This window comes from Paraburkholderia sp. A1BS-2L (genome assembly GCF_051125205.1).
Taxonomy (GTDB): domain Bacteria; phylum Pseudomonadota; class Gammaproteobacteria; order Burkholderiales; family Burkholderiaceae; genus Paraburkholderia.
Map to the genome: position 1 here is coordinate 178,498 of NZ_CP120428.1, position 11,992 is coordinate 190,489.

General features: G+C 56.3%; 8 protein-coding genes. 4 read left to right on the top strand and 4 right to left on the bottom strand.

Going from position 1 to position 11,992, the window contains the following annotated elements; translation table 11 throughout:
• Nucleotides 1–295: 295 nt before the first annotated feature.
• Nucleotides 296–679: a hypothetical protein gene (locus P5W98_RS00760; RefSeq protein ID WP_434718150.1), complete on the top strand. Its 384-nt coding sequence runs from the start codon at nucleotides 296–298 to the stop codon at nucleotides 677–679.
• Between the two features lie 928 nt (nucleotides 680–1,607).
• Here P5W98_RS00760 and P5W98_RS00765 read toward each other — a convergent pair.
• Together P5W98_RS00765 and P5W98_RS00770 are read right to left on the bottom strand one after the other, a co-directional pair.
• Nucleotides 1,608–3,617 (bottom strand): hypothetical protein, encoded by a 2,010-nt coding sequence (locus P5W98_RS00765; RefSeq protein WP_434718151.1) that lies wholly within the window; start codon nucleotides 3,615–3,617, stop codon nucleotides 1,608–1,610.
• 1,193 nt (nucleotides 3,618–4,810) lie between these two features.
• Complete coding sequence (locus P5W98_RS00770; RefSeq protein ID WP_434718152.1) at nucleotides 4,811–5,056, bottom strand: helix-turn-helix domain-containing protein; 246 nt, start codon at nucleotides 5,054–5,056, stop codon at nucleotides 4,811–4,813.
• A 163-nt stretch (nucleotides 5,057–5,219) separates the two neighbouring features.
• Between P5W98_RS00770 and P5W98_RS00775 the strand changes: the two genes are divergently transcribed.
• The 3 genes from P5W98_RS00775 to P5W98_RS00785 all read left to right on the top strand — a co-directional run bounded on the left by P5W98_RS00775 (nucleotide 5,220) and on the right by P5W98_RS00785 (nucleotide 7,706).
• Nucleotides 5,220–6,011: a metallophosphoesterase gene (locus P5W98_RS00775; protein ID WP_434718153.1), complete on the top strand. Its 792-nt coding sequence runs from the start codon at nucleotides 5,220–5,222 to the stop codon at nucleotides 6,009–6,011.
• Nucleotides 6,012–6,522: 511 nt separating this feature from the next.
• Nucleotides 6,523–7,056, top strand: a complete 534-nt coding sequence (locus P5W98_RS00780; RefSeq protein ID WP_434718154.1) for an HAD domain-containing protein — start codon at nucleotides 6,523–6,525, stop codon at nucleotides 7,054–7,056.
• A 440-nt stretch (nucleotides 7,057–7,496) separates the two neighbouring features.
• On the top strand, nucleotides 7,497–7,706 hold the full coding sequence (locus P5W98_RS00785) for a BPSL0761 family protein (protein WP_434718155.1): 210 nt from the start codon (nucleotides 7,497–7,499) through the stop codon (nucleotides 7,704–7,706).
• Nucleotides 7,707–9,031: 1,325 nt separating this feature from the next.
• On the opposite strand, the gene P5W98_RS00790 is transcribed toward P5W98_RS00785, so the two are convergent.
• Both P5W98_RS00790 and P5W98_RS00795 read right to left on the bottom strand, forming a co-directional pair.
• The gene (locus P5W98_RS00790) at nucleotides 9,032–10,114 is read right to left on the bottom strand and encodes a hypothetical protein (protein WP_434718156.1); all 1,083 of its coding nucleotides are present in this window, start codon (nucleotides 10,112–10,114) and stop codon (nucleotides 9,032–9,034) included.
• Between the two features lie 566 nt (nucleotides 10,115–10,680).
• Nucleotides 10,681–11,826: a hypothetical protein gene (locus P5W98_RS00795; RefSeq protein WP_434718157.1), complete on the bottom strand. Its 1,146-nt coding sequence runs from the start codon at nucleotides 11,824–11,826 to the stop codon at nucleotides 10,681–10,683.
• Between the last annotated feature and the right edge of the window lie 166 nt (nucleotides 11,827–11,992).

Sequence of the window (11,992 nt, forward strand, 5' to 3'; positions counted from 1 at the left end):
GCCGGAGGCCAAGGCGAAGCAGGCGGTCAAGGATACGCTTGACGCGCTGGTCCTGTTCAAGAACGACTGGGCGCGTTCGAGCCTCTCTGCGCGCTCCTGTCTCAGATTTTCGACTACGGCAATACGGACATCGAGAAACGCATCCTGTCTACAAACGGCTCATTCCGCCGCCGGAGTTCGGCAGGAAGCGCGACACCGTCGACCTATCGAAGGTCATGCCGAAGCACTACAACCTGAGAAATACGGCGCCAGAATCTAAACCTGAGTCAGGGGGAAGGCACCGAAGTTGCCGCCCATGGATGCCGTCGGAAGTGGTTCGGTCCAGGAGAAGGACGAGCCACTCCTCGAAGCAATTATCCAGAAGGTCAACGGCCTTTTCGAGGGCGCACTGACCGACGATGATCAACTTCTGTACGTGAACGGGGTGCTCAAGGGCAAGCTGCGCGAAATCGAGTTGCTCGTTCAGCAGGCTGCGAGCAACAACAAGGAACAATTTGCGCGTTCGCCTGACTTGAAGCACGCCGTTCTACTCGCAATCGTCGATGCATTCGATGCATGTACCACGATGAGTTGGCATGCTCTTGATTCGGAGGGTGCGCGCGACGGCCTTACGGACATCTTGCCGGAATCGGCACAATTCTATGAGGCGCTTCGAGCCCGATCAGTCGTCCTGCAATAAGCGGAACCGACCATCGATTCCGTCAATGAACCCAGCATGAGCGGAGGTTACCCGCAAGTTTAAGTGGCAGGATGCGTCATGTGTTTCAGCGGGCTGCTCCAGCAAAGACACCCGTCTAAAGAACCTACAGTACTCTTAATATAGACTTCCTTATGTGCAGCCTTGGTGAGGAAGAGTGCTGGAGGGGCAAAGCACCCCCAGCCCACGGAACGTGGGAGAGTGTGCTGCCCAGCGCTTGCAGCCTCGGAGCCGGTATCGCGCCATCGGGGCGTGCGAGTCGCGATGATACGCTCGCACCAGTCGAACTTAAACGTGAATTCATCTCACGCCAGCCGCCCTCCGACTTCGCACCGGGCCGCGCCCCTGGCTTCCCGCTTGGGCGCTATCAAACGGTCGCGGTGGTCTACCCCCCTCCTCCGTTGAGAATCCCAATGGATTCAGAAAAGTATCTGAACCGAGTTTTAGTCATTGCGACGGCGTAATGGTATTTAAGGTTTAAATGCTGCAGCCGTCGCGACAAGCTAACAATTGAAATCAGCGGCAGAAAGGTCAAAGATCGCGAAGCACTGCCCGACATCAATCATCCGAGATGTGTGAAAACGCCCTCCAGTCAAAAAACTCGACCCTTCAGATCGCGCTGTATTGGCTTGGCGGCACCTCGGAAAGGGTAAAGCGACACCCGAAAACCGAGTCGTTTGGCGTTTCCACACAGCCTTATCCGATTGCTGTCGCGAATGCGCACCCCAATGAGGCCTGTAGTGAATATTTAGACCGCTTCACAATCAGGAAAGTGCGGGAAGCGCGGTGAGCTTGGAAAGAGTTCGAACAATTCCGCTCGCGGGGGAGATGAGCCGGCGCCGTGTACACCGCCGCAACCGAAGTTCGCTGCGGCGGCAACACGTCATGCTCCAAGGAAGGAGGTGGCAAATTAAAACGATTCGCCTCGAATGTGAGCCTCATATTTTTCGAACGATTCGTCTTGCCGCAAGTGCGCATACGCCTTCAAGACGGTCTCGAGGGTATCGTGAAGCAAGATTGCAACCGTAAGGAAATCGTTGGGATGCTTGCGAAGATAGTCGGTCGCTACCAAATGCCGGAATGCATGCGGTCCAAAGCCGGACGGCGTTTCAGGTATCAAGCGCCGCGTTAGCTTGGCAACATGTCTGTCGAGCCCTGACCATTTCGTACCGATGCTACTTGGAAAGACCCAAGCGGCGTCAGGTGCCTCACGGACCAGACGGGGGCGGTATTCTTCCAAATAAACCTCTATCCGGTTTTGGAGGGCGCGAGGCAAGGGAGCGTCGTAACCCTGGTTCGAAGAAGTTCCTTCGTTCTTAAAGTCGTTGGCGGCCGCATACCGGATACGCCACTGCCCGTCTTGCCGTTGATATAGCACCCCTGTATTGTCCTCGTTCCACGTCATCAACACGTAATTGCGGCGGCGCAAGGGGTTGGCCATGAGCATCGACAAGAGGAGCGCGTCACGCTTGTGGAGCGCCTCATCGAGACTACCGGAAGGCGAGGAAGCAGCTGCTAAATCCAGGAGCTCAATGGCTTTCTGGACTGGTGCGAACGGTTCCTGAAGGTTCAGCAGTTTCTGAATAGGTGCCGTGGGGTCGCGGGAGATGCTTCGCGCATCCCGTTTCCACCCGGCGCATAGGGCGTGCGTTGCTTCGCAGATTTTAGTCCAGTCGACAGAAGCGTAACTGTGGGGCAAGCGCTCGGCGAACTCTGGCTGCTGCGTCAAGTAGCCATAAACAGGATGCGTCAAGCTACCCGCGAGATTTGCGAGTTTTAAATGCCCACCATGTTCAAGCCCGTCCGAGCGCTCGGTCAGGAATTCCAGGTAGCCATTGACCGCCTCCGGAACCGCGAGCCATGCCAACGTCTGCGCTTCGTCTGGCGTAATTCCGAAGCCCCCAGTTGTTACGGGTCGAGCAAGATAGCCCGCGAACGCACGGAACTGGTCGAAGTTTAGCTGGGCTGTAGGACACGGCTGGTTTCCCTTCTGCGCATACATTGGGAGCTGGCGGTCCATCTTGTGCATCGGTAATAGACGCCATCTGCCGCGCGAAGACCGTGCTAGCTTCGGTGGGTGTTTCGAAGTTTTGTAGTCGAGCAAGGCCCGCCACTCGGCCGCAAACGAGGGATTGATGTCTTTGAACTTCAGGCGATACGTGTCTGCTATCCGTTCTTTTAATCGTACGCGATAAGGAAGCTTCACTTGGGGTTCCATCGGTGCGGGGAAACACCGTGGCTCCCGCTGTTTTGGCAGCAGGCGACGCAATGCGTCGGGTTCGAGTCCAAGCGCGAGTTCGAGACGTCGCAACGAAGGCAGTGCACGGGAGTTCGGTATCGCCCCTTTCAGCCAGCGCCTAACAGCCTGCTCGGAGGCGCCAGCGTGGTGTGCTAATTCCATCGGGTTCTCTCCGGAGGCAGCAATTGCGTGCCGCAACTTCTCGTGGAAATCACTCTCGGGAGCACGCTGCTCGCCATCAGGAGTGGCGCTTAGGCGCTTTTCCGAGAGCAGTGTTTGTGCCGTGGCGCGCCAGGCACGAAGATGACTCCGGCGGTCCGCTCTCGTGTGCTCTGAGACCGAGAGCGTTTCTGAATATGACCGGAGCTTTGCGTCAAAGTCACCAAGCAACTCCTTTCCGACGACAGCGTCGATAGTTTTGCAGTTGAACGCCAAATAAGAATGCAAGGAAGACATGAGGTTTCGCATGACTTGCGAGGTACTGGAGCCGACGGCGGAGGACTGGCCGTCCGGCGAATGGAGTTGTTTTTGGCGCGAAATTAGTTCTTTGTAAGTTATAGTCATTGAGGGCGGTTCCAGAATGCCCATGCCGCTTCCCGACGGTTTTCCGTCCTCGTTACAGTAGTAAGTTACACGGTAACGAGAAATTTCTAACGCTTTGAATTGGAACGAGATTTTCATGCTACCTCCGTACTCTGGCTTTGGAGGCCACTGTTCGGAGATTCGTTACGCAGTCCGGTCGAGACGAATGGGTACTTTGGTATCGTTGTTGAGATACTAGGTATAGCAACGAAAGTTAAACGGCCACCAATACATCGCGCCGCGCGAGTGTGGGCGAGAGCTAGCGCCTTACAGAAAGGGCCACGAAAGCGAATTTCAGCGGAGGCAAGCCACATAGCGAAGACGCAGGGCGACCGCCTTGCGAAAGAGCGCAACAGGAAAGAGGCGAGAGAGGCAGACGTCGCGATTGAGCGCACACAAAAAGTGCAGCCCCGGGTTTGCCGTGACGTCGAAGCATTGCGATGCCGGAAATTCGGGGACTACGTCGCGATGAGCGATGGTCGCTCGCTTGCGGTGCAAGCAGATTGGCGCAGAAGGGAGGCTGCCAGAGTGACATTGGCGGCGCTTACCTCACTAAGCGCGCTTAAAAAATCGCTATACAGAAAGCCGGGATGACAACCCGCGGAAATTCCGGAGCCGTTTGGGGGCGTATATGTGCGAGTTGCTGTCCGCGCAATTGAAATACCTTGCTAGAGCCTCTTGCGTCGGCCGCTCGCGCGGCGGCGCAGGCTGCGTCGCGCACGGTCAACGTGAAACGCGCCACATAAATGTAGTCCATGCCCCGGACTCCCATGCTTGTCGCCTTGTTGCGTCGAGCATGCTCGATTGAATGGACTACATTCCGGCATCGAAGATTCGCGGAGCAAAGCCGCCTAATTTCCTGATTGCACCGCTGATACGTCACGGTTCATACCGCATCCGGTGTGTGGTCTGATGCGCGCCCTCAACGACGGCACGGGCTGCGTCGCGACCGGTCACGGCAAGACATGGCTCGTAAATATAGTCCATGCCCTGGGCTCCCGATTTGCACATAACGACACAACATCGTTGGACTACTGATAGTTCGAAAAATACCGCCATTAATGCTGCGTTTCGCGCAGTCTACGTGAGGCCGTCGACATGAGTAGCGGCGGAACACGAAATCATCCCAGATCTGGAGACGACGTCCATGGCCGTGTCTCCGGTCGCGAACGAAAATGTGCCGGAGTCTTATGCGTACGGAAAAGGCTCGCTTGATCTCGCAGTTGGTTCGCTTTTCGATGACGTGCGGTTTAATGCCGTCCACAGCAAGGGCATAGGCGATTACACGCGCGTTAATTCGACGGACCGTTGCTGAGAAGGTCTTTGGCGTCAATTTCGAGAACAGCTGCGATTTTCTGCAGATTGTCAATTGTTATGTTCGTGGCACCGCGCTCCACCTGGCTAATGTATGTTCTGTGGAAGCCGCACTTCTCCGCAAGCGCCTCCTGTGAAAAGTTCTTCTGTAGTCGAATGCGTCGCAGATTGCCCGCGAGGCGCTCGCGGAGCGGCTGATCGGATTTGTTTTTGTCAGTACCCATGGGCGCGAGCGTCGCCCATCTCGTCACATTCGTCTACCGGATATACGTCTACTTTGTTTACATCTACTGTGTATACATCTACAATTGGCAACTGAAAAGGCTGTCAACCGAGTGGGGAGGCCGCTATGAAGGATTTGTTTTTCGCCACGGTGGGGAGTAAGGCGTGCGCATACAAATAGCATCCGATCTGCATCATGAATTCGCGCAGCCTGGGGCGCCGGGTGCCGAGCCGCTGTTACCGGCTTGGAATGTCGACGTCCTTGTCCTTGCCGGTGACATCCATGTGCACCACCTCGCTCTCAGCACTTACGATGCGTACCCGGTTCCCGTTGTCTACGTTTATGGAAACCATGAACTGTACGGTGGGAATCTATGTTCAATCGAACACGATCTCCGACTAACGTCGCCAGCAGCTGAAGTGCACTTTTTGGAGCGCGATGAACTGGTGATGGGTGACGTGCGATTCTTGGGTACCTGCCTCTGGACAGACTATTGCCTTCGCCCGGCATTGAAGGAGGCTGCAATGTTGGAGGCTGCAGTTTCGTTGACCGACCACCGCATAATCAGACGTGGCGTGACGGGAGCCTTCTTCCTTCCACATGATGCGGAGGCCGAGCACAGAAAGTCCAGAGCTTGGCTTGAACGGAAACTGTCCGAGCCGTTCGCGGGAAAGACTGTGGTGGTGACGCATCACGCACCGCATCCATTATCGATTGCAGCAGCATACAGGGGCAACACACTGAATGCTTCACTCGCGAGCGACCTGACTTATCTCGTGGAGAAGGCTGACCTTTGGATACATGGTCACGTCCACGAGTCCTGCGACTATACCGTCGGGAAATGCAGAGTAATTTGCAACCCGAGAGGATATCCATTGAACCGCTTGACAGGGTCACGCAACCCTAAAGCCTATGAGAATCCATTGTTCAACCCGGGCCTCATCGTAGATCTATAAATCGATGTGTCTCCCGGGCTAACCAAGAGGGGATAGGGAAGATGACAATATGGATGTGCGTTCCAGTGACGGCCCAACCAGACGTAACTCTTGAAGAATGGCGGATTTATGAAACATGTAGTGGGACACGACACTTCGTCGGCGTGCGAGTTAGCAAACGCACGGGAAGGGTCAGTTCCGCGATTGTTCGGTTTGACCGTTCAAGACTAGTCGGAATGACGATATCCGGAAGGATTTATCAGCTCAAGGGTTCTCCAGGCTTCAGCGAGGAAGCTCAGTACGTCTGGGAAAAATGGAGGATTCGCAATCGAGTGCACTCGTATCAAGACATCAGCCAGTCGATGCTGATTTAGTTGACGGTTGGGAAACAGGCTGCCTGTCCATTCCGCGTCGCCAGGTGGGAAGAGCGGCTATTGAGCGGCCCCATTGGTTAGGTTGGTGTCCGAAGCTCAAGCTGACAAGCGCGAGTTCGATCCGGAGCAGCCCCTGTGAATTAACAGAGGAATACGAAATGAAACATGGGTCCACAAATTGGAAATTGAATCCCAAAGCCCCAACTCTCTACATCGGCTTTGGAGGGGTATTGAACGTCGGCGAAGGACTGGTTGACAGGGATGGTAATGTCTCACTGGATTCGGGAAGGCCGCCGTTTGAATTTGTTCCGTATCTCATCGACGTGCTGGCGCCTTACCCCGGCGTTCAGTTGATCCTGACTACCACCTGGACTGCGACACTTGGTGAGGCACGGACCGCCGAATTGTTGCCTGTCGAACTCAGTGCCCGGGTTGTCGGAACTACATTGCACTATCCACCACGCTTCGGCGAGGTCCGTGCCGGCTTTGGGCGCACGATGTCAATTCTCAGGCATGCGGCGGCCTATGGCATCGAAACGTGGCTTGCACTAAGCGATGACTATTTCTCCCTTCCGTTCGTCAAGGAAAGCAATTTTCTGCGGGTTCCATCGGATACGGCCCTTGGCACGCCCATTGTTCGCATCGCGCTTCGTGAGTGGCTTGCAGCGAACGCGATAGTATCGAATCCGTGAAGCACAGAGTCCAGGTCCGAATCAGGAGGCTTGTCAATACGTCGTTGGTTTTGGGGGCCGGGCGATGCAAGGGCTTGCGCAGATCCTCTTAAAGGAACGTGAGAACTGGTGGTTTTTTCGTCGAAAGTGGTTCTTATCTCGTGCGCGATGCGCATGCCGACGAGTGGCGCGCGGCGTCGGAGCGGGGGCAGCGGAAGCTGATTGGATTCCTGTTCCAGAGCTTGCACTGTTGCTTAACGTATCGACAAAGTACGTCCGCAAAAGACTGCTGCGCAAACATATTCTGCGACCCGTAGTCGTTTTACGAGGCCGGAAGTTTGTCCTGAGAAGAAAGGCCGAGTCTTATTGCAGCAAGCGCAGGCGGAGCGCGCGCAGGGCGTTGCGCGACCTCGCTCGCATTTCGCAGGAGACGGGGCATTATTAACTGCACAGAGGATGAGGTGACGACTCCATACGAGCGCACGCAGGCGGTACATCGTACGCACGACCTGCTCAAGCGGCTGGCGGCAGGCGAATATATGGATGCGGAGACGTTGCGCTACCATGCTTCGGCGCTGTTGAAGCACTTCCCGGGGCCCGTTGAAATCGACCTATCGGCAGATGCCTCGCCATTCATTTGGGCAAGCATGGACGCAAAGTGGCACGACTAGGTTATACGCGCACTTCTTCTTGGCGGGGCATCGAACGACGTGCCTCGCGCAACCGCAGAAAGCTCGTTCGGAAGGGCGCGTTGCTCTTGCCAGTCGCGTTCTGTCGACAAAGAGGTATTTCGCGCGAGGAACTGGCGCGTCGGGAACGGAGCGGCGACGTCTTCGGCGTCGAAATTGAAGGCCTAACGTACTACCCTGCGGTGCTAGCCGACAAATCTCTTGAGCAGCAGCGGCTGGTGAAACTTCTTCGACACCTTGGTCCGCACGTGCCGCCGATGGCGCGCTATCAGCTGATTGTTAATCGCAGGGGTTCGCTCGGCGGAAAAACCCCACTGCAAGCATTACGCAGGGGGAGGCGATTCCGTCTCGCATTGAGAATCGCAGACAACCTGTCGGACGAATATCGAACTTCGTAGCTTTGATGATCCGTGTTGACGAAGCCGGGCTGCTGATACGCGCATTCGACGGTGGCGTCGAAGCATGACGCCGACGGGAGTGCGCTGCCGGCGAACAGTGCACCCAGGCACACTTGAAGTAGCGCTGAGGCTTTGTGCGGTATTTGCCTGGAAAATGCTGCTTACCCCGCACGGGCTACTGCTTTACGGTATTCAACAGTTGTAGAGCGGTTCGCGCGCTACAGCGAGATGCAGGTGTCAATGGACCCGACCGATCGCAAGTGATCGACTTTCGTGATCACGAGGCGCAAGAGTTCCCTTTGTCAGGTCTGGTTGAGGCGATGACAGAGCTGTATTGACGGAGTGCAGTAATCCTGAATCCTTTGGCCCATGGACACTGACGACTTCTTGCCGCTACGACCGACCTTGACGACAGTTTCGGTGCACGCAGGCGCGTACCTCGCGCACGACCTTCTGTCAGCAATGCCGCGTGTTTGTAAGGGAACATACGTGGGTATCCCGGGCGAATATATGTGGGAGCGTACGGCGAGAGCTTTGCAGCATGTGCGACCACGCGGTCCTTATCCCAGGTGCGACGCGTTGACATTATTTGTACGCGCGCACGAATCAAACAAACTGGGTTTTCGCTGCGACGTCGTTGTGGTGGGCGGAACTGCCATCGCAACGATTGTGCGCAACGGGATCCCCCAGTGGAGGCACGCGCCCATCGGCATTGACGAGGGTGATAACGTCGTGTGTATTGCTCGCAGGGTATTTGCAGCTGGCCTGCCGGAAGGGGGAGTAGAGATCGCGACGCCGTGATGGCGAGATATCACCACTCAGAGAGCGACCATCACGACCGAGCAACTTCAAGGGTTCCGTGCGGTCACCCTCGTTATCAGTTGGGACCCACGGCGTGCCGTATAAGAGTCAGAATGGAATTTCTTGATCCGCTTCGTCAGGGTCAGCGGTGAGTGGGCAATCGCTCATCCATGCATCGAACAAGCGGAGGCGCTCCTGTACGCCGACCATCGTTCCGTCCGGAAGGCAGGTAAAAGCGTTGTTCCTGCTTGGTACCTCGTCTTGCTGCCCATCGAGTTCATGCAGCGTGTTTTCGAGAAGCGCGCCATCGACGAGGCTTCTGAAGCTGAAAAATGTCAGGCAGCACCTGCCGGTTCCCACGAAGAGGACCGGCAGTGCGGCATCGAACTCGAAAAGATGAGGTAAGAGGGCATGCGCTGGCAGCCGAATGGTGCCCGACGCGAGTTCCAGAATTGGGAAGCCATCTCGGCCGGGGCGGTGCGCTATGGCGATTTTAGGAGATTCGAGATTCAAAAAATCCCCGCATCGAAAGAGCCACTCGTCTGAAACCGACAGGGCCAGGCAGCGCCAGGTGGGTAGGAATTGGAGCAAGCTTGGTGGCACTACATCGCGATGGAGAAGGTAAAGCGTATCGTCCTTGTAACGACTCGACCGAATCTGGTCGATTGCAGAGGAGGTATCCCGTGCCCAATACTCTCGCGTCTTCGTCGGTGCGATGAGCTTGCCTAAACGGGCATAAAGCGCGGTTACCGACATCCGGTCAAATGCCCGGCGCGATTCTTCCAGAAGTTCCGGAGCAATCGTCCCCTGTAGATTTGAACGCAGGACCACGGCGGACGCCTGCCAGCTTTCCACAATTTCCAACGGGTCGTGCGCTCGCGTTGCATCGACCAGTTGTTGGACGGCCTGTGCCGCCGTGCGACGCGCCGCAAGGAAGGACGATATAGCGTTCTCGTATTCCGTGTGGTCGACCCACCAATATTCCTCGTCATCAAGATAGGGGCGCCGGCGAAGAACAAACTCCAGAGCAGTGTCCGGGGTTAGTAGCTGCCAGACGGTCGAGTAGTCTTCGTTGATTGCCGCGATGACACTAACCTCGTATTCGATTACGAGGAGCAGCGCTGGCAGTGGCAGGTTTTCCGGCATGGGAAAGTCAAATGGGTCGTAGTGTTCGCAGTCTTCATGAATCATCGCTCGGCCTTTTCGCAGGAGAAAATAAGTGTAGCGAGCCTTTTTATTCGCGAACTCGGAGATTCAATCGTGTCTGGAACGGTGGTGGTGCTTTCCATAACCGGGTATGGGCGGCGGGATCTGGATCAGGGCCGCCCGAACCGTGCAGTTCCAGCGATGCCGATGCGTTTCTTCAATTTTGGCGCGATGACACGGGCGCGTGACGAAAGGCCGGGGGCATCAGACCTGCCGTCGATACTCGTCGACACCCCAGACGGCGGCCACCGGACGGCCCGTTCGGCTCCGATTCAATCCAGCATGGCCAGCGCAATAATCTCGCACCGTCGGGAGCTTCTTCGTCTCGTTGTATTTCACAAGCACACCCTAAAAATCGTCCAATTTTTTGGGTGCGGTTCATCGTTAGGTGGACTCGTTACTCTCAGGCGATTCAACGGAACTCAAGGTGAATTGCCCATGAGATTCTTCTGCCACGCGGTCCAGACCAGCGAGGCAGCAAGGTTACAGCGGGTGTTGAGGGAAGTCCGGACAGGCCGTCGAGACGGTACACTGGACTCGCTTACCGTAGGTCATGCTTCCGCTTCCGAGATATCAAGCAGGTTTGTCTTCCCGGAAGGGACGAGGACCGTGCCATCAGGGAGTTCAGTCTGGGGCGGCTCGAATTCACTTGGATCCCACTTATGCGCACAGGTGTTTGCATGTCTCCAGTCCTGGTGAAGCCAGTACAGGTCGGCCCAATGGTCGAACGGGTGCAGTACGAGTCGGCTCGTCTTGCTACCGACATAAAGCACGGGAAGTTCACGGCGAAACCGGCGGAACGCATCGAGGGCGATTTCGCGTTCGAACCATACTGCGTTATTGGGCAAAGTCCAGATGGACATCGGCACGGTCCGCCCGGAACGGGTTGTCAGTTGGTGTTCGAGGGTGCCTGGCTGCTCCAGAAGTTCCGCGTTCCGGAACCATGCGTCATCAATTCGCACCACAACGCACCGTCGTTCGACGGTCCTGTTGCGTAGTGCGGCGGGCAGAGCTTCCCGGGCGACGATAACGCATGTCGACTGTAACGTTAATCCGTTGCGAACTTCGCTCAGGATTGGAGTGGATTCGTCGGTCTCCCACGAGGGCGCTGACGTTACCGGAGCGTTTCCGTTGCTGCTGTAGTACACCTGTCGGCCTCGAAGAATTCTGAGCGTCTCGCGAGCAACGGCATCGTTCGCATATTCACCGAATCCCGGGCCGCCGCCTCGCCAGGAAAAATTTGAATGGATGGCACCGCTGGCGTCGATATATGGACCGTCGACATCATCGTAATCCTCGTCGTCATTCTCGTTGTCGTAGACCCGGTCTGCGTCGATATACCGGTCACCCCTCGTCATCGCGCGAACCCGCGAAAGCTGCTGTTCATGCGGGGCGGAAACGATCGTATCCCGTACGTTGTCAAGCTCCTTCCAGACGAACAGTTCAGCGTTGCACGTCAGCTGGACCGCAGCCACGATACGCTCCTTGAAGGCAGAGTACAGGTCACGCTGCCAGATTGCGGACGCCAGTTCGGGATGGTCTTCACCCAGCCAGATGAAAAGGTCCTCCGCGTCGGTGCCGCGCCAGAAATACAGGGATACACACTCCCAGGTTGCCTGCATTGCGTCCATCGCGCGAGACGCCGCAATCGACAGTAGTTGTGAATCGGAGAGTGCTGTGGTTTCGAGAGTGCTCATGTCAGTCCATTGTTATGCGCCGAACCGGCGCCACAACATGTATAGCGCCGCTTTTTATCGCTGCCCGCCAGAGCCATTCGTCAACGCCGGACGCATGCAGCGTTGAACCGTGAACAAGCCCGGGTGTCTGGCGACAATTAGTTCTGCCGACGGTAGTTCTAGTTGA